Origin of the sequence: Micromonospora kangleipakensis (assembly GCF_004217615.1) — a bacterium.
Classification (GTDB): Bacteria; Actinomycetota; Actinomycetes; order Mycobacteriales; family Micromonosporaceae; genus Micromonospora; species Micromonospora kangleipakensis.
In genome coordinates, this window is sequence record NZ_SHLD01000001.1 from 5,025,288 (window position 1) to 5,042,906 (window position 17,619).

12 protein-coding genes and 1 pseudogene are annotated in these 17,619 nt (G+C 75.5%); 5 read left to right on the top strand and 8 right to left on the bottom strand.

Features of this window, described 5'->3' with window-relative positions; genetic code table 11:
• Positions 1-142: 142 nt before the first annotated feature.
• Positions 143-1,177 carry a nitronate monooxygenase gene (locus EV384_RS24225; RefSeq protein WP_242624256.1) on the top strand — a complete coding sequence of 345 codons (1,035 nt, stop codon included), beginning with the start codon at positions 143-145 and terminating at the stop codon, positions 1,175-1,177.
• Positions 1,178-1,199: 22 nt separating this feature from the next.
• Here EV384_RS24225 and EV384_RS24230 read toward each other — a convergent pair whose 3' ends face one another.
• Entirely contained in the window at positions 1,200-4,001 is a 2,802-nt protein-coding gene (locus tag EV384_RS24230) for an FAD-binding and (Fe-S)-binding domain-containing protein (RefSeq protein ID WP_130336769.1), read from the bottom strand.
• A gap of 249 nt (positions 4,002-4,250) precedes the next feature.
• Here EV384_RS24230 and EV384_RS24235 point away from each other — a divergent pair, with 249 nt between their 5' ends.
• Positions 4,251-5,111 (top strand): S1 family peptidase, encoded by an 861-nt coding sequence (locus EV384_RS24235; RefSeq protein ID WP_130336771.1) that lies wholly within the window; start codon positions 4,251-4,253, stop codon positions 5,109-5,111.
• 49 nt (positions 5,112-5,160) lie between these two features.
• Here EV384_RS24235 and EV384_RS24240 read toward each other — a convergent pair.
• The 6 genes and pseudogenes from EV384_RS24240 to EV384_RS24265 form a co-directional block, all read right to left on the bottom strand.
• Positions 5,161-5,972: pseudogene (locus tag EV384_RS24240) on the bottom strand (SAM-dependent methyltransferase).
• Positions 5,973-6,081: 109 nt separating this feature from the next.
• Complete coding sequence (locus tag EV384_RS24245) at positions 6,082-7,188, bottom strand: glycoside hydrolase family 18 protein (RefSeq protein ID WP_242624257.1); 1,107 nt, start codon at positions 7,186-7,188, stop codon at positions 6,082-6,084.
• 56 nt (positions 7,189-7,244) lie between these two features.
• Positions 7,245-8,018: a nucleotidyltransferase domain-containing protein gene (locus EV384_RS24250; protein WP_130336773.1), complete on the bottom strand. Its 774-nt coding sequence runs from the start codon at positions 8,016-8,018 to the stop codon at positions 7,245-7,247.
• A 45-nt stretch (positions 8,019-8,063) separates the two neighbouring features.
• Positions 8,064-9,098 (bottom strand): ABC transporter ATP-binding protein, encoded by a 1,035-nt coding sequence (locus EV384_RS24255; RefSeq protein WP_242624258.1) that lies wholly within the window; start codon positions 9,096-9,098, stop codon positions 8,064-8,066.
• Positions 9,095-10,606, bottom strand: a complete 1,512-nt coding sequence (locus EV384_RS24260) for an ABC transporter permease (protein WP_242624521.1) — start codon at positions 10,604-10,606, stop codon at positions 9,095-9,097. The genes EV384_RS24255 and EV384_RS24260 overlap by 4 nt, the downstream gene beginning before the upstream one ends.
• Positions 10,607-10,677: 71 nt before the next feature.
• Positions 10,678-11,715 (bottom strand): iron ABC transporter substrate-binding protein, encoded by a 1,038-nt coding sequence (locus EV384_RS24265; RefSeq protein ID WP_130336777.1) that lies wholly within the window; start codon positions 11,713-11,715, stop codon positions 10,678-10,680.
• A gap of 84 nt (positions 11,716-11,799) precedes the next feature.
• Here EV384_RS24265 and EV384_RS24270 point away from each other — a divergent pair, with 84 nt between their 5' ends.
• On the top strand, positions 11,800-14,328 hold the full coding sequence (locus tag EV384_RS24270; protein WP_130336779.1) for an AMP-binding protein: 2,529 nt from the start codon (positions 11,800-11,802) through the stop codon (positions 14,326-14,328).
• Here the strand turns inward: EV384_RS24270 and EV384_RS24275 are convergent.
• Positions 14,318-15,265, bottom strand: coding sequence for a diacylglycerol/lipid kinase family protein (locus tag EV384_RS24275; RefSeq protein WP_130336781.1), 948 nt, complete (start codon positions 15,263-15,265; stop codon positions 14,318-14,320). The two genes, EV384_RS24270 and EV384_RS24275, sit on opposite strands and share 11 nt — an antisense overlap.
• Before the next feature lie 153 nt (positions 15,266-15,418).
• Between EV384_RS24275 and EV384_RS24280 the strand changes: the two genes are divergently transcribed.
• Together EV384_RS24280 and EV384_RS24285 are read left to right on the top strand one after the other, a co-directional pair.
• The gene (locus EV384_RS24280; RefSeq protein WP_130336783.1) at positions 15,419-16,444 is read left to right on the top strand and encodes a superantigen-like protein SSL4; all 1,026 of its coding nucleotides are present in this window, start codon (positions 15,419-15,421) and stop codon (positions 16,442-16,444) included.
• Positions 16,445-16,612: 168 nt separating this feature from the next.
• Positions 16,613-17,302 (top strand): hypothetical protein, encoded by a 690-nt coding sequence (locus EV384_RS24285; protein WP_130336785.1) that lies wholly within the window; start codon positions 16,613-16,615, stop codon positions 17,300-17,302.
• Positions 17,303-17,619 lie beyond the last annotated feature (317 nt).

The window sequence follows — 17,619 nt, forward strand, 5'->3', positions numbered from 1 at the left end:
CGGCGCCGCCGGCCCTCGGCCGCCACCGGGGGCACCGTCGTCCCCTGCAACATAGACCGGCGATCCCGTCGGCGCCGGAGATCCGCCACCCGGGACCGGTACCCGCACCGCGCCGGCGGACCGGGGTTGGCAGACTGGGTCGGTGGAGACCGAGCGGAGAGCGCTTCTCGGGGTGGACCTGCCGGTGGTCGCCGCGCCGATGGCGGGCGGACCCACCACCCCCCGGCTAGTCGCGGCGGTGGGGTCCTGCGGCGCGTTCGCCTTCCTGGCGGCCGGCTACCAGCCGACGGAGACGGTGGCGGCGGAGATCGCCGCGGCGCGGGCCACCGGCCTGCCCTTCGGCGTCAACGTCTTCGTGCCGACGCCGGTGCCCGTCGACGAGGCCGAGTTCCGCCGCTACGCGGCCCGCATCGCCGACGAGGGCCGGCCGTACGGGCTCGACCTGGCGGCGGCCCCGCGGACCGAGGACGACGACCACTGGGCGGAGAAGATCGCGCTGCTGGTCCACGACCCGGTGCCGGTGGTCAGCTTCACCTTCGGACTGCCGCCCGCGGCGGTGCTCCGCGACTTGCAACGGGCCGGAAGCCGGGTGCTGGTCACGGTCACCGACCCGGCGGAGGCGGCGGCCGCGGCGGACCTCGGGGTGGACGGGCTGGTCGGCCAGAGCGGGCACGCCGGCGGCCACTACGGCACCTTCACCCCGGACTCCCCCGCGCCGGTCCGGCCGCTGGCCGAGCTCGTCGGCCTGGTCCGCGCCCGCACCGGCCTGCCCGTCCTCGCGGCGGGCGGCGTGGGCGGGGGCGCGGACGTCCGGGCGGCGCTCACCGCCGGCGCGACCGCCGTCCTGGTCGGCACGCTCCTGCTCCGCGCCGACGAGAGCGGCGCGAACCGTACCCACCGGGAGGCGCTGGTCGACCCGCGGCGCGACCGGACCGTGGTCACCCGGGCCTTCACCGGACGGCCGGCGCGCGGGCTGCGCAACGACTTCATCGACCGGTACGAGGCGGACGCCCCGCTGGGCTACCCGGCGCTGCACCACCTGACCCGGCCGCTGCGGCGAGCCGCCGCCGCGGCCGGTGACGCCGACCGGGTGCACCTCTGGGCCGGCACCGGTTACCGCGCCGCGCGGGCCGCCCCGGCGGCCGAGATCATCGAAGAGCTGAGCCGGCCGCTCTGAGCCGCCGAGCGGGCGACACCCGTCAGCGGGTCGCCTCCTCGAGGAGTTCGAGGAGGTGACGGTAGGGCTGGCCGGTCGCCCGGGCCATCCCGATCTCGCAGGTGCGGTTGACCGAGGCGTACCCCTCGAAGTGCCGCTCCGACACCGCGCGGGCCTCCGCGCGGGTGGCGGCGGCGGTCAGCTCCGGGTGCAGCAGGCCCCGGTCGCCGGCGAAGCCGCAGCACTGCCAGCCGTCGGGCACCACCACCTCGTCGGCGACCGCCCGGGCCACGGTGAGCAGCGCCTCGTCGAGACCCAGCCGGGTGGACGAGCAGGTCGGGTGCAGGGCGAGGGAGGCGAGCCGGCGCCGGACGGTCAGCCGGGGCAGCAGCTCGGTCGCCGCGTAGGCGACGGCGTCGACCACCCCGACGGTGTCGCCGCCGTCGGCGACCAGCTTCGCGAAGCCCTCCGTGCAGGACGCGGCGTCGCTGACCACGGGCAGCGTCCCGCCGCGGCTGGCCGCCCGGAGCGCGGGCGACACCCGGTCGCGGACGGCCTGGTAGCCGTCGGTGAGGCCCTTGGAGGACCAGGGCGTGCCGCAGCAGACGGCGGCGATCCCGTCGGGGACGAGCAGGCGGACCCCGGCGCGGTCGGCGAGGGTGAGCAGCGCGGCGGCCACGCCCGGGCCGCCCTCGGCCGGGGCGAAGAGGGTGCCCAGGCAGGACGGGACGAAGACCGCGTCCGGGTCGTCGACCGGGTGGGCGCGCCGGACCTCGCCGCCCCGGGGCAGGTCGCGCCGCCACTGCGGGACCCGCTCGGGGCCGAGGACGGCCCGGGCGGCCCGGGTGGCCGTCTCGGGCAGCGCGGGCGGCAGGCTGCCGGCCAGGTCCAGGCCACGGGCCATGCCCCGGGTGGCGGTGCCCCAGCGGGCGGCGGCGCCCCGCCAGCCGGCCTGGGCGAGGCTCCCGTTGCGCTCGGCGCGCAGCCGCTTCACCAGGTCACCGGTGTTGATCAGGACCGGGCAGGCGGTGGCGCACATGCCGTCGACGGCACAGGTGTCGACCGCGTCGTAGTCGTAGTCGGCCTGGAGTTCGCGGGCCAGCCGCAGGTCGCCGTCGGCCTGCGCGGCGGCGATCTCCCGGCGCAGCACGATGCGCTGCCGGGGCGTGGTGGTGAGGTCCCGGCTGGGGCAGACCGGCTCGCAGTAGCCGCACTCGACGCAGCGGTCCACCTCGGGCTCGACGGTCGGCACGGTCTTCAGGTGCCGCAGGTGGAGGTCAGGGTCGTCGCTGAGCAGCACGCCGGGGTTGAGCACGCCGTCGGGGTCGCAGAGCGTCTTCAGCTCGCGCATGACCTCGTAGAGCTCGTCGCCGAACTGGCGACGGACGTACGGCGCCATCACCCGGCCGGTGCCGTGCTCGGCCTTCAGGGTGCCGCCGTGGGCGAGGACGGCGTCCACCATCTCCTCGGTGAACGCCGCGTACCGCTCCGGCGCCTCGCCGCCGGAGAACCGCTCGTTGAGCATGAAGTGCAGGTTGCCGTCCTTGGCGTGGCCGAAGATGACGCTCTGCTCGTAGCGGTGCCGGGCGAAGAGGTCGGCGAGTTCGGCGCAGGTGTCGGCGAGGGCGGCCACCGGTACGGCGATGTCCTCCAGCAGGGCGGTGGTGCCGGAGGGCCGGGCCCCGGCGACGGCCGCGTACAGGCCCTTGCGGATGTGCCAGAGCGCCGCCCGGGCCGCCGCCTCGCCGCTGAGCCGGGCCGGGGCGGAGAGCGGCAGGCCGGCGAGCACGGGCCGGGCCGCGGCCACCCGGTCGGCGAGCGCGTCGGGATCGGCCTCCTGCCACTCGACCAGCAGCGCGGCGTGCTCCCGGACGGCCAGGCCGCGCAGCGCGGCGTCCGCCCGCGGGTCGAGCTGGGCGACGCGCAGCGCGGCGGCGTCGAGCAGCTCGACCGCCGCCGGCCCCGCGGCGACCAGCGCCGGCATCGCGGCCATCGCCCGGGCCAGGGTGTCGAAGACCAGCAGGCCGGTCGCGGCGTGCCGGTGCACCGGTACGGTGCGGAACGTCGCCGCCGCGACGAAGGCGAGCGTGCCCTCGCTGCCGACGACGAGCCGGGTCAGCAGGTCGCTGGGCGAGTCGTGGTCTAGGAAGGCGTTCACCCCGTAGCCCATGGTGTTCTTCATGGCGTACTGGGCGCGGACGCGGCGGACCGAGTCGGGATTGCCACGGACCCGGTCGCGCAGCCGCAGCAGGCCGGCGTGCAGCTCCGGCTCGGTCGTCCGCAGCCGCTCGTCCGCGTCCGGGGCGCCGGTGTCCAGGACGGACCCGCTGGGCAGCACCAGCAGCAGCGACTCCAGCGTCCGGTAGGTGTTGAACTCGGTGCCGCAGGTCATCCCGCTGGAGTTGTTGGCGACGACGCCGCCGACCGTGCAGGCGGACTCGCTGGCCGGGTCGGGGCCGAGCTTGCGGCCGTACGGGGCGAGCCGGTTGTTGACCTGGCGCAGCACGACCCCGGGCTGCACCCGGACCCGTCGGCCGTCGTCGAGGACGGTCAGCTCGCGGAAGTGCCGTCGGGTGTCGACGAGGAGCTGGTCGGTGACCGCCTGCCCGCTGAGGCTGGTCCCGCCGGAGCGGAAGGTCAGCGGCGTACCGCTGCGACGGCTGTGTCGCAGCAGGGCGGCGACCTGCTCGGCGTCGGCCGGGGTGACCACCGCGCGGGGATGCAGCAGGTAGTGCGACGCGTCGTGGGCCAGCCGCAGCCGGTCCGCCGCCCGGGTCGCCACGGCGCCCGGGAACGCCGCGTCGAGCGCGGCGAGGTCGGGTTCGAGGTCGACGGCTCGGCTCACCGGTCGGGCCTCTCCGTGTCCCGGACGAGACGGCGCGAGGCCCTGGTCATCTGCATCGTCATGGCGCACCTCCCCCGTTGACACCCTAGCGGCGAGCCGGCCGTCGGCGGCTCGCCCCTTGCGGTTGAATTGACCGTGATAGATACTCGCCGCTATCACGTTCGCCGAGGTCAATCCCCGACCCTGGGCCCGGCGACGCCTCATGGGCCCCGCCCGCACCGGTCGCCCGCCGCCTCCAAGGAGGAGACCGTGAGAATCCGACACACCCCCGGCCGGCTCACCCCGCTGCTCGCCGCCACCGTCGGCCTGGTCGCCGCCGGCGCGTTCACCGTGCCGGGCGCCGCCTCGGCCGCGGCGCCGAGCTGGAGCGCCAGCCAGCTCGCCCAGGTCGACCAGGCCGTCGCGGCCTCCGGCGTCGACGGCATCGCCTGGCGCGTGGAGTCCGGCCGGGTCGTGGTGACCGCCGACGAGACCGTCTCCGCCGCCGAAATGGCCACGATCCGGAAGAGCGCCGGCAGCAACTCCGGGGCGATCCGGATCGACCGGGCGCGCGGAACCTTCCGCCCGCTGCTCTCCGCCGGCGACGCCATCTACGGCGGCGGCTACCGCTGCTCGCTCGGCTTCAACGTGGTCAAGGGCAGCACCTACTACTTCCTGACCGCCGGGCACTGCGGCGACGTGGCCAACACCTGGTACACCAACTCCAGCCACACCACCCTCATCGGCCCGACCATCGGCTCCAGCTTCCCGGGCAACGACTACGCGCTGGTCCGGTACGACAACACCTCGCTGACTCACCCCGGCGGCTACACCGCCGCCAACGCGTTCGTCGGCGAGGCGGTGAAGCGCACCGGGTCGACCACGGGCACCCACAGCGGCACGGTGACCGCCCTCAACGTCACGGTCCGCTACGTCGGCAGCGGCACCGTCAAGGGCATGATCCAGACCACCGTCTGCGCCGAGCCCGGCGATTCCGGCGGCCCGCTCTACGACGGCACCAAGGCGCTCGGCATCACCTCCGGCGGCAGCGGCAACTGCCAGTCCGGTGGCACGACGTTCTACCAGCCCGTCCCCGAGGCCGCCAACAAGTACGGCGTGACGGTCTACTGATCCACCGCTGACCCGGCCGCCCGGCACGGCGCCGGGCGGCCGGGCCGCCTCACGCGCTCTTCCGCGCCACCGCGCAGTACTCGGAGGTCGGGGTCGTGTCGTTGCCGCCCGGACGCCACCGGGAGCAGGTAACCAGTCCGGGTTCGAGAAGTTCGAGACCGTCGAAGAAGCGGGCGATCTCCACCGGGGACCGGACGGTCATCTGCGCGGAGCCGCCGTCGTTCCACATCGCCAGCGCCCGGTCGACCGCCTCCGGGTTGACCTCCCTGGTCGGGTGGGACACGACCAGGTAGCTGCCGGCGGGCACGGCGTCGACCAGCCGCCGCACGATGCGTACGGCCTCGCCGTCGTCGACGAGGAAGTTCATGATGCCGAGCAGCATGATGCCGATCGGCTGGCTGAAGTCCAACGTGCGGCGGGCCTCCGCCAGGATCCGCTCCGGGTCGCGCAGGTCCGCGTCGATGTAGTCGGTGGCGCCCTGCGGGCTGCTGGTCAGCAGGGCCGGGCGTGCACGAGCACCATCGGGTCGTTGTCCACGTAGACCACCCGGGACTCCGGCGCGGTGGCCTGGGCGACCTCGTGGGTCTTGTTCGCGGTCGGCAGCCCGGTGCCGATGTCGAGGAACTGCCGGATGCCAGCCGCACCGGCGAGGTGGCGGACCGCCCGGCCGAGGAACTCGCGGTTGAACCGGGCCGACTGGACGAGTTCCGGCATGAAGGCGAGGACCTGTTCGGCGGCCTGCCGGTCGGCGGCGAAGTTGTCCTTGCCGCCGAGCAGATAGTTCCACAGGCGGGCTGAGTGCGCGACGCTGGTGTCCAGCGCGTCCGCACGTGGCGTGGCGGTCCGAGGCGTGTCCGTCACCGACGCTCCTCTGTGTCTAGTGGGTTCGGCACAGCCTAGGTCGCTCGGCGCACCGGCATCAACGCCCCCTTGCCTGCGCCGATCCGTTACCCGACGCCGTTGAGCGGGGTCAAGTCTGGCGCAGCGCGGGCATCGGCACCGGGACGGTCAGGGCGGTCGCCCCGGCACCGACGCCGCCCTCGCAGGTGTTCGGCGGCACGGTCCCGATGCCCCGGGTCGACGGCCGTTCGGCGGCCCAGAACATGTACCCCAGCATGCCGGCAGAGGTGCCCGCCCCGTTGGGCGTGACGGTCTGCACGTACGGCGCGGCGGCCCGCTGAACGGAGTTGATGTAGTCGACGCACTCGGGCAGCGGCTTGCCGCCGTAGGCGATGTAGACGCCGCCGGTGAACTTGGCCGGGGCGAGCGGCGGCACGGGCGGGTTGTACTGCGGCTTGCCGTCGACGTGCTCCTGCCAGCTCGCCTGCGAGTTGCTGGCCGAGGCGGGCCGGGCGGCCACCATGGCGTTGGCGTAGTCGAGGACCGGGGCGTCGGTGCGCAGCCAGTCGGCGGTCGCCCGGCGGTTGAGGTCGATCAGCCACCGATCGCCGGCGGCCACGTCGATGGTGAGCCGTGCCTGCGGCCGGGCGCCGGTGGCGTCGTACGGGTGGACGGCCCGGTAGGCGTCGATGAAGGACTGCAGGCCGGCGAGGTTCGGATCGCTGTTCTGCTCGTAGTCGATCTCGATGCCGACGCCGAGCCGGGTGGCGACGGCGGCGGCCCGCTGGCCGAGCAGGGCGGGGTTCTCGGCGAGCGCGGCGTCCCAGTCGTCGGTGTAGGTGATGCCGCCGATGGAGAGCATCACCCGGATGCCGTGGGAGGTGAAGTAGCTGACGATCTCCGACGTGATGCCCCGCGGTACGCCGTCGAGCGTGGTCGCGTCGGTGGTCTGGTGCAGCAGCGCGAGCGGGTTCACGAAGCTGAGCACCACCAGGTTGACGGAGGGGCGGCCGTCGCCCCGGTCGACGAGCCAGTGATTCTGGCTGTCGAACTCGGCCACGGTACGGACGGTCCGCCAGGTGCAGTAGTCGTTGCCGCAGTGCCAGGCGCCGTAGATCTGGACCGGGGTGGCGGCGGCTAGGCTCGCGGCGGCCGGACGGGGTGGCGGCGCGGCGACGGCCGGGGTGGTCGACGTCAGCGTGAGCAGGATCGCGGCCAGGAGTACCGAGCGTCGCATGGGAACCTCCCCGACTCGTTCAGTACACCTTGTTTACAGTAGGACTGTCACCTCCGTCAATGCGTCCCCGCGACCTCGGCGAGGACCTGCCGCTGGAAGGCGCGCGCCTCGGGACCGCTCGGCGGCGGTTCGCCCCGGCGGGCGGCGATGGAGCGTGCGATCAGCTCCACGTGCTCGCCCCGCTCCATCAGCCGGTAACCGGCGTCCACCTTGGAGAGCCAGACGCCGTCGCGGGCCTTCACCAACGAGCGACACGCGCCCAGCACGGCATCCTCCGCGCCGGGCGCCGGCCCGTCTCCGGCGGGGATGGGCAGCGCGAGCCACCAGGCCAGGGCCTCGGTCAGCAGGCGGCGCAGGTCGGCCGGGGCGAGGTCGGCGAAGACGTCCCCGGCGGGCGGGCCGAGCAGGGCCAGCCCGGACTGGTGCAGGATGCTGCGGTCGAGGGCGTACCAGAAGCGTCCGTCCGCGGCGGGCCGGTCAGTCGGGGCGTACGTGGCGCGGAACGGCATCGCCGGGCCGGTGTTCAGCTCGACCTCGAAGCCCGGCTCCGGGGTGCCGGATCCGGCCACGTCGCGCCGGTAGACGACCAGTTCGAGGCCGCGCGCCGGGCAGGGCAGCGCCTCATGCCGCAGCCGGTCCACCAGCGTGCGCTTGGTCGACCCGTCCAGCGCGTGGGCGACGACCAGCGCCACGTCGACGTCGCTGCGTCCCGGTTGGTAGGCGTCCAGGCCGACCGACCCCGCCGCGTACGCGCCGACCAGGTTGTCGCCGAGCACGTCGCGCGCCCGGTCGACCAGCTCGCCCAGGTAGTCGCCCACGTCGCCGTCCATGCCGAGATCCTGCCCGCTCCCCCGGACCGCGCAGCGGCCGGGGCGTCAGGCCGATCCGGCGTACGCGCGGACCTGTCCCCGCACCGTCACCGCGACCTGCGCCCCGGCGCTGAGTCCGGCGCCCTCGTCGAGGGTCCGCGCGGTGAGCAGCGTGCCGTCGGCCAGGCGCAGCGTGGTCAGCGCGTCGTGCCCGTGGAAGTCCTGCCGGACGACCGTCGCGACGGAGCCGCCGGTCGGCGCCAGCCGGAGCTGCTCGGGGCGGATGAGGACAGTTGCCGCGCCGCCGACCGCCGGTCCGCGCAGCGGCAGCCGGCCGAGCGGGGTGACCGCGACGTCGTCGTCGACGGTGGCGGGCAACAGCACCGCCTCTCCAACGAAGCGGGCCACCCAGGGGGTGGCCGGGTCCCGGTACACCTCGGCCGGGGTGCCGTGCTGCACGATGCGGCCGGCGTCCATCACCGCGACGGCGTCGGCCATGGACAGCGCCTCGGCCTGGTCGTGGGTGACCAGCACGGCGGTGGCACCGTCGGCCCGCAGCGCCCGGCGTACGTCGGCGCGCAGCTCGGCGCGGAGCTGGGCGTCGAGCGCGCTGAACGGCTCGTCGAGCAGCACCAGCGGCGGCCGGGGCGCGAGGGCCCGGGCCACCGCGACCCGCTGCTGCTGGCCGCCGGAGAGCTGGTGCGGCATCCGCCCGCCGTAGCCGGCGAGCCCGACCAGGGCCAGCACCTCCTCGATCCGGCCACCGCGACGGGCCGCCCGGTCCAGGCCGTAGCCGACGTTGTCGGCAACGGAGAGGTGCGGGAAGAGCGCTCCGTCCTGCGGCACCACGGCGACCCGGCGACGGTGCGGCGGGACGTGCCCGCCCGGGCCGGCCACCGGCCGCCCGGCGACGGTGACGGCGCCCCGGTCGAGGCGTTCGAACCCGGCGACGCAGCGCAGCAGGGTCGTCTTGCCGCAGCCCGACGGGCCGAGCACGGCCAGCAGGTCGCCCGTGGCCACCGTCAGGTCCACGCCGGCCAGGGCCGGCACCGACCCGTACGACCTGGCCGCGTCGGCGACCGTCAGCATGCTCTCGGTCATCGGGGGCCTCCGGGGGGTGCGGGGTCGACCAGGCCGGTGCGGGCGGCGAGCAGCCAGGTCGGGACGGCGGCGAGGGCGACGAGGATCGCCGCGTACGGGGCGGCGGCGGCGTACGCGGCCGTCGAGGTGTGCGTCCACAGCTCGGTGGCGAGGGTGTCCATGCCGGTGGGGCGCAGCAGCAGGGTGGCGGGCAGTTCCTTCATGCAGGTGAGGAACGTCAGGGCGGCCCCCGCGCCGATCCCGGGCAGGGTCAGCGGCAGGGTTACCGTGCGGAACACGGTGAACGGGCCGCGGCCCAGGGACCGGGCGGCCTCCTCCACGCTCGGCGGGCTCTGCGCCGCCGCGGCGGCCACCGCGCCGACGGCCAGCGGCAGGAAGAGCGTCGCGTACGCCAGGGCCAGCAGCCAGACGCTCTGGTAGAGCGGGTACGCGACGTTCACCGCGAAGAAGACCAGGGACAGTCCGATCACCACGCCGGGCAGGGCGTGGGCGACGTAGGTGAGCCGGTCCAGAACGGTGGCGACCGGGCCGGGGGCCCGGGCGGCGAGCAGCCCCAGCGGCAGGGCGAGGAGCATGGTCAGCGCCGCGCCCGCGAGGGAGACCGACAGCGAGGCGCCGGCCGCGGTGGCCACCTCGGCGAGGGAGCCGGGGCGGGACACTCCGGCGGCGAGCCAGCGGGCCAGCCCCGCGGCGGGCACGCCGAGGGCGAGCGCGTACACGGCGAGCAGGGCGAGCAGCGCGGGTCCACGCCAGCGGGCCAACGCCAGGCGTACCGGGGGCCGGACGGGGTTGCCGGCGTACCGGGCGTCGCGGGTGCGGGTGCCCAGCTCCGCCCCGATGAGCAGGACGGTGAGGGCGACCAGGACGGTGGAGAGCACGAGCGCGCCGGTGCGGTCGAACCCGAGGTTGAAGGCGGTGAAGATGGCCCGGGTGAAGGTGTCCACCCGGACGATGGAGACTGCGCCGAAGTCGGAGAGAACGTAGAGGGCGACCAGCAGCGCCCCGGCGGCCACGGCGGGGCGGATCTGCCGCAGGGTCACCCCGAACAGGGTGCGCCACGGTCCCCGGCCGAGGGAGCGGGACACCTCCTCCTGCCCGGGGTCGGTCCGGTTCAGCGCGGCGACGGCGGGCAGCAGGACGTACGGGTAGGAGCAGACCGTCAGCAGCAGGGCGGCCGCCCAGAAGCCCTCGAAGCCGTCCACGGTGGCGGTCCAGGCGAACCCGGCGACGTAGGTGGGGACGGCCAGGGGCAGCGCGGCGAGGACGCCGAAGGTCCGTCGGCCGGGCAGGTCGGTGCGGGTCACCAGCAGGGCGATGCCGACGCCGAGCGCGGTGCAGGCCGCGGTGACCACGGCCGCGAGGGCGAGGCTACGCCCGGCCAGCACGGCGACCCGGGCGGTCAGCAGCTCGGCGAGGATCCGGTCGACGCCGGCCTCGGCGGCCCGGACGGCGAGGTAGACCAGGGGCAGCAGGGCGACCGCGACCGCGGCGGCGGAGGCGGCGGTCAGCGCCGGCCGGGGTACGGTGCGGCGCGGCGACCGGCGGGCCTTCGCCCGCCGGTCACCGGCCAGGACGCCGCTCAGGCCAGCCCCGCTTCCTTGATCATCGCGACGGTGGCGTCGAGGGTGTCCAGGTCGTTGAGGTCGATCTTCGGCGCGTCGAGGGTGGCGAGCTGCGGCAGGCCCGGGGCGGCGGGGACCCCGGCGGTCAGCGGGTACTCGAAGGTCTCGGTGGCGAAGTAGGTCTGCGCCTCGGCGCCGAGCAGGTAGTCGACCAGCGCCCGGGCGTCCGGGTCCCCGCCGGAGCGCTTGAGCAGGCCGATGCCGGCCGCGTTGACCAGTCCGCCGGTGTCGCCGTCAGGGAAGAAGTGCAGCCTGGCCTTGAGCGCGTCGGGGTTGCCACCGCGCTCCTTGGCCAGTTCGTACACGTAGTAGTGGTTGACCAGGCCGACCGCGACCGTGCCGGCGTCGATGTCGGAGACGATCTGCACGTTCCCCTCGCGGATCTGCGGCTGGTTGGCCTTGAGCCCGGTGAGGAACTCGCGCGCCCGGGCGTCGCCGTGCTGCACCCGCAGGGCGGTGACGAAGGCCTGGAAGGAGCCGTTGGTGGGGGCGACCCCGATCCGGCCCTTCCACCGCGGGTCGGTCAGCTCGAAGACGCTCTTGGGCAACTGGGCGGCGTCGACCTGGTCGGCGTTGTAGGCCAGCACGCGGGACCGGCCGCTGACGCCCACCCACTCCCCGTCGGCGTCCCGGTAAGCGGCCGGCACCCGGTCGAGCAGCTCGCCGGGGAGGGTGGCGAGGAGGCCGCCCTTGCCGACCGCGCCGAGCGCGCCGGCGTCCTGGGCGAAGAACGCGTCCGCGGGGCTGCGCTCCCCCTCCTCCAGCAGCTGGGCGGCCATCTGGGCGGTGCTGCCGTAGCGGACGTCCACGCTGATGCCGGTGGACTTCTCGAACTTCTCCAGCACCGGCTTCACCAGGGCCTCGCTGCGGCCGCTGTAGATGGTCAGCCGCTTGTCGCCCGGCTTGCCGGGATCGCCCTCGGGACCACCGCACGCGGTCAGGGAGAGGAGCCCGGCCAGGGCCACGGTCAGGGTGAGACGGAGACGTTTCTGCACAGGTAAGGCTTACCTTAATGACAGCCGTCGAAGCAAGCCAACCCCCCTTCGAACCTTAGGTGAGCCTGCCCTAACCTTTCGGCCATGCTTCTCGAAGTCGGGCCGGCGCCGTTCGTCCGCGCCCTCGCCCGCCACGGTGATCGGCCGGCAGTGATCACCGCCGAGACCCGGCTCAGCTACGCCGCGCTGGCCGAGCGGGTGGCCGCGCTGGCCGGGCGGCTCGGCACCACCCGGCGCCTGGTCCTGCTCGCCGGGGCGAACCGGCTCGACGAGCTGGTCGCGTACCTGGCGGCGCTGGCCGCCGGGCACCCGTTGCTGCTGGTGCCCGGCGACAACGACCTCGCGACCGCCGAGCTGACCCGGGCGTACGACCCGGACGTGGTGATCCGCCGGGTCGGTGGCGAGCTGCGGGTGCAGGAGCGGCGCCCGACCAGCCGGCACGAGCTGCACCCCGACCTGGCGCTGCTGCTCAGCACCTCCGGCTCCACCGGCTCGCCCAAGCTGGTCCGGCTGTCGTCGGCGAACCTCCAGGCCAACGCCGAGGCCATCGCGAGCTACCTGGACATCCGGGACACCGACCGGGCGGCGACCACCCTGCCGCTGCACTACTGCTACGGGCTCTCCGTGGTCAACAGCCACCTGCTGCGGGGCGCCGCGCTGGTCCTGACCGACCTGTCGGTCGCCGACACCTGCTTCTGGGACCTCTTCCGGGCCGCCCAGGGCACCACCCTGGCCGGGGTGCCGTACACCTTCGACCTGCTGGACCGGGTCGGCTTCGACCGGATGCGGCTGCCGCACCTGCGCTACCTCACTCAGGCCGGCGGGCGGCTCGACCCCGAGCGGGTGGCCCGCTACGCCGACCTCGGCCGCCGCCGGGGCTGGCGGCTCTTCGTCATGTACGGACAGACCGAGGCGACGGCCCGGATGGCGTACCTGCCGCCGGAGCTGGCCGAGAGCCGACCCGAGGCGATCGGCGTGCCCGTGCCCGGTGGCGCGTTCCGACTGCGTCCACTGCCCGACTGGCCCGCACCGGACACCGGGGAGCTGGTCTACTCCGGACCCAACGTGATGCTCGGCTACGCCGAGTCGCCCGCCGACCTCGCCCTCGGCCGCACCGTCGAGGAGCTGCGCACCGGGGACGTGGCCCGGCGCGGGCCGGACGGGCTCTACGAGATCGTCGGACGGGCCGGCGGGTTCGCGAAGATCTTCGGGCTCCGGGTGGACCCGCACCGCGTCGAGGCGCACCTGCGGCGCGACGGCTTCGAGGCGTACTGCGCCGGTACGGACCGGGAGCTGGTCGTCGCCGCGACGGGCGGCCCGGACCCGGAGCGGGTGCGGCGGTCGGCCGCCGCCGCGGCCGGGTTACCGGCCCGTGCGGTACGGGTGCACGTCCTGGCCGAGCTGCCCCGGCTGACCAGCGGCAAGCCCGACTACCGGGCGGTCCGAGGGCTGCCGCCCACGCCGGCGCCGGCCGTCGTGCCGGCCAGCGGTGACGCCGACCGGCTCCGCCGGCTCTACGCCGAGCTGCTCGACCGGCCCGACGTCACCCCGGACGACACCTTCGTGGGCCTCGGCGGCGACTCGCTGTCCTACGTGGAGATGTCGGTACGCCTCGAGGAACTCCTCGGCGACCTGCCCGCCGACTGGCACACCACCGCCATCCGCGACCTCGCCCGGCCAGCGCCCCCACCCCCGACCCGACGGCGGGTGCTGGAGACCAGCGTGGCGCTGCGCGCCCTGGCCATCGTCGTCATCGTCGGGTCGCACATCCCGCTCTTCACCGTCAAGGGGGGCGCCCACCTGCTGCTCGCCGTCGCCGGGTTCAACTTCGCCCGGTTCCAACTCACCGACGCGCCACGGCGGGAGCGGCTGCGCGGCGCCGGGCGCGCCATCGGCCGCGTCGTGCTGCCCTCGGTGGCCTGGATCGCCGTCGCCGGCGCGGTCACCGGCGACTACACCCTGACCAACGTGCTGCTGCTCAACAGCGTTCTCGGCCCGCACGACGGGCCGACCGCGTGGCAGTTCTGGTTCATCGAGGCCCTGGTGTACATCCTCGTCGCGGTCGCCGCGCTACTGGCCGTGCCGGCGGTGGACCGGGCCGAGCGGCGGTATCCGTTCGGCCTGCCGCTGGCCCTGGCCGCCCTCGGCCTGGTCACCCGCTACGACCTGCCCGGTCTCGCCGCGCTCGGGCATGTGCCGGACGCCGTGGTGATGTGCTGGCTCTTCGCGCTCGGCTGGGCCGCCGCCCGGGCCACCCGGACCGCCCAGCGCCTGGTGGTGACCGCCGCCGCGCTGGCCACCGTGCCCGGCCTGTTCGGGGAGCCGTTCCGGGAGGCGTTCATCGTCGCCGGCTTCACGCTGCTGGTCTGGGTGCCGCGGCTGCCGAGCCGGCCCGCCCTCAACCGGGCGGCCGCCACGCTCGCCGGCAGCTCGCTCTTCATCTACCTGACCCACTGGCAGGTGATGCCGATCGTCGGGCCGTGGTCGCGCGCCCTGGCCCTGGTCGTGTCGCTCGCCGTCGGGATCGGCTGCGCCGCAGGCGTCCGGGCGCTGGTCCGACGGGTGCCGCGACCCGTGCGGATGCGGACCCGGCCGCGCGCGGTCACGCCCTGACCGCCGGCGGCGGGTCGGGGCAGCAGACCGTCAGAGCGCCCGGGACGACCTTCACCTTCAGCCGCTTCGCCGTGGTCCGGGCGCCGCCGTCCAGCTCGTACGTCTTCGGCGTCGCGAAGCGGACCGTCACCTTGCGGCCGCGGGTGATCCGCACGAACGGCGAGTCCTCGGAACGCCCGGCCGCCATCCGGCCCAGGGTGCGGGCCCAGTCGACGGCGCCGCTGGCGGTGGAGACCCCGACCTCCAGCGCGCCGTCGTCGGGACGGGCGTCGTCGAAGGCCGGGATGCCGCCGGTGATCGTGCCGACGTTGCCGAAGAGCACGCAGCTCGCCTCGCCGTCGAACCAGTCGGCGCCGTCGACCCGGATGCGGGTGCGCACCAGCTCGCCGCGGACGTGCCGCAGCCCGGTCCAGACGTACGCCACCCGGCCGAGCCGGCCCTTGAGCTTGCGGTCGGCCTCCCGGATCAGGTCCCCGTCGAAGCCGGCGCCCGCCATCACCGCGAAGTGTTCGCCGTTGAGCCGGCCGAGGTCGAGCGTGCGGCGTCGGCCGTGCAGCGCGATCCGGACCGCCTCCGGCAGGTCGGCGGGGATGCCGAGATTGGTGGCGAAGAGGTTGGCCGTGCCGGCGGGCAGGATGCCCATCGGGACGTCCGTGCCGGCCAGGGTGTCGGCGCAGCGCTGCACCATGCCGTCGCCGCCCCAGACCAGGAGCAGGTCGGCGCCCTTCTTCAGCGCCTTGCGCACCCGCTTCGGCGCCTTGCGGCTCTTCGGCACCTCGTACCAGAGGAGCCGCCCGACGCCGGCGGCGACCAGGCTGGCCCGCAGCTCGTCCAGGCCGCCGCCGAGGGTCTTCTTCCGGTGGGCGACGACCGCGACGGTGCCCACCGACGGGGCGGCCGGGGCGGTGGCGGTGCTGTCGACCGTGCTGGTGCTCATGGCCGCCGAGGTACCCAGGCCGCCGGAATTCCACTCCTGCCCGCTCGCGACGCGCCCGATTCCGATCAGCCGCACTCTGTGATCGGGCGAGCGCCTTCGGTACAGTACGGGCGTTGACCCCGGCGCTGACCGGGGTTCGGAGAGGTGTCGGGGATGACGCGACGCGGCGAGCGGCTGACGCGGGTCGCCCTGCGTCTCGGCCTCCTGCTCGCCGGGGTGAGCGGCGCGTGGACCGCCTACGACGCGGTCACCGGCGACGCCGCGTACGCCGCCGAACCGACGCCCACCGTGACGGTCATCGGGACGGTCGACCTCCTCCAGGGCCTCCTGACCGACGGCCTGCCGGCGACACCCACGGCGGACCCGTCCGGCACCGCCGCGCCCTCGACCGAGACCGGCGAAGCGACCCCGGACACCCCACCGCCGGCCGCCTCGACCCAGCCCACGTCGCCGCCCCCGGCCCCGCCGCAGCGCACCACGGGGGACGCCCCGCCGCAGCGCACCGCGCGGGACATCCCGCCGCACCGCACCGCGTGGCACACCCCGCCGCACCGCACCGCGCGGGACACCGCGCCGTACCGCCGGCCGGCGGCCGCACCGGCCCGCCCGGGCCCGACGTCCCACCGCGCGACGAAATCCCCGCCCCCGACCGGCGGCCCCAGCCGGGCCAGACCGGCGAAGCCGGCCGCCACCGCTCCGCGTCCGGTCACCGCGAAGGTGGTCAAGCCGGGGCTCAGGCCCCGCAAACCGGTGCGGGGAAGCGCGAAGCCGCCGGCCGGTCCACCGGACCAGGCCGGCGCCCCGGCCGAGAACGCTCCACCGCCGGGCCGGGCAGCACCGGCCGCCACGACGCCGGAGCACGCCGACCGCACGCCGGGCGCCGACGTCGCCCCGTCGCGGCCGGACGCCGCGGTGCGCCAGTGGTCACCGTTGGAGGCGGACACCCCGCTCGGCCGCCTCGCACACCCGCTCCGGTCTGACGCCGATTACCTGCCGCCCGGGCCCGGGCCTGTTCCCGTGCCGAGCAGCGCCGGTTCGTCCGGCGCCGCGCACAGCGACGTCGCCGAGGGGTCGGCGGCGGCCTGGACGCCTCCCGCCGTACGGGGACAGCGTTGCCGCCCGGACCACCCGGCCGGCCTCTCCTCCCGATCGCCCCGGCCGGGGACCAGACCCGCCTGAACACCGACCGCCGGAGTGCGCCTGACGGCCGCTCCGGCCAGTCGTGTCGATCAGTGCCCCGACGGCCCCAGCGGCCCCGTGGCCGACCCGTGGACCGGCGCGCCGGGTGCGCGACGCCGGGTCGGCGCCACCTCCGATCGTGATCGTGAGCAGGAGCAGGAGCTCTCCATGCCCGTGAGAACATCCGTCGTCCGTGCCGGATGGCGCGACATCGACCGGATCGTCGATCTCATCACCGACACGCTCTCCCCCACCCCCCTCGGCGCCTGGCTCGTCCCGGACGAGCCGTGCCGATCCGGCGTGCTGGCCGCCGTGGCCCGCATCTGGACGGAACACGCGCTGCTCTTCGGCGACGCGTTCCTCCTCCAGGGCGGCACCGCCGCCACCGTCTGGTTCCACCGCTACCGGCCGATCCCGGCGCCGGCCGGGTACGGCGAACGCCTGGGGGCCGCGTGTGGCCCCCACCGCGACCGCTTCCTCCTCCTCGTTCGCGCCCTCGCCACGCGCCGTCCCGTCGAGGCCCACAACCATCTGGCGTTCCTGGCCGCCCCCGGCCCCGACCGGCCGAACCGGGCCGCCGCCGTGCTCGCCGGCAGCCAGCGGTGGATGGACACGCTGAGCCTGCCGACCTACGCGGAGGTGTTCACCACGGCCGACCGGGACCTGCACCACCGGCACGGGTACACCAGCCGCGAGGTCATCCGGCTGCCGGGCGGCGGGACCGCGCACCCGATGTGGCGGCTGTCCCCGTTCCGGGCCGGCGGCCGGATGAGCGGCAACGCCGCCGCGCGGTGGGCCGCCCGCCCCTCGCCCGTCCGGGTGCGCAACGACCGCGTGAGCGGGTACGTCCACCCGTGACCTGCCGGCGCGGCTGACGGCCCCGGCCCGGACGGACCGGGGCGGCCCCCCACGAGGGACCGCCCCGGTCGATTGCCGCTCGGCGCGGCGGCGGGTTCGCGCACGTCACCAACTCCAAGGCCGGCTCCATTCCTGGCGCTGCCGCCGTCGACGGTGGCGCGGCTGCGGCAGCGCCGACTCGCCCTGCTCGCCCGCCCGCTCGAACGCGATCACGGTCGGTGCGCCCGCGACCACGCCGCGCACTGCGCACCGCAACGGTGCGGTTACCCCCGCCGGACCACCCGGGCTGACCCGGGGTCCGGCACCCGGGAGCTCGC

Coding starts and splice junctions, on each gene's coding strand:
- EV384_RS24245 (WP_242624257.1), bottom strand. CDS start 7,188: ATGCGACGCTCGGTACTCCTGGCCGCGATCCTGCTCACGCTGACGTCG.
- EV384_RS24285 (WP_130336785.1), top strand. CDS start 16,613: ATGCCCGTGAGAACATCCGTCGTCCGTGCCGGATGGCGCGACATCGAC.
- EV384_RS24280 (WP_130336783.1), top strand. CDS start 15,419: ATGACGCGACGCGGCGAGCGGCTGACGCGGGTCGCCCTGCGTCTCGGC.
- EV384_RS24275 (WP_130336781.1), bottom strand. CDS start 15,265: ATGAGCACCAGCACGGTCGACAGCACCGCCACCGCCCCGGCCGCCCCG.
- EV384_RS24250 (WP_130336773.1), bottom strand. CDS start 8,018: ATGGACGGCGACGTGGGCGACTACCTGGGCGAGCTGGTCGACCGGGCG.
- EV384_RS24270 (WP_130336779.1), top strand. CDS start 11,800: ATGCTTCTCGAAGTCGGGCCGGCGCCGTTCGTCCGCGCCCTCGCCCGC.
- EV384_RS24255 (WP_242624258.1), bottom strand. CDS start 9,098: ATGACCGAGAGCATGCTGACGGTCGCCGACGCGGCCAGGTCGTACGGG.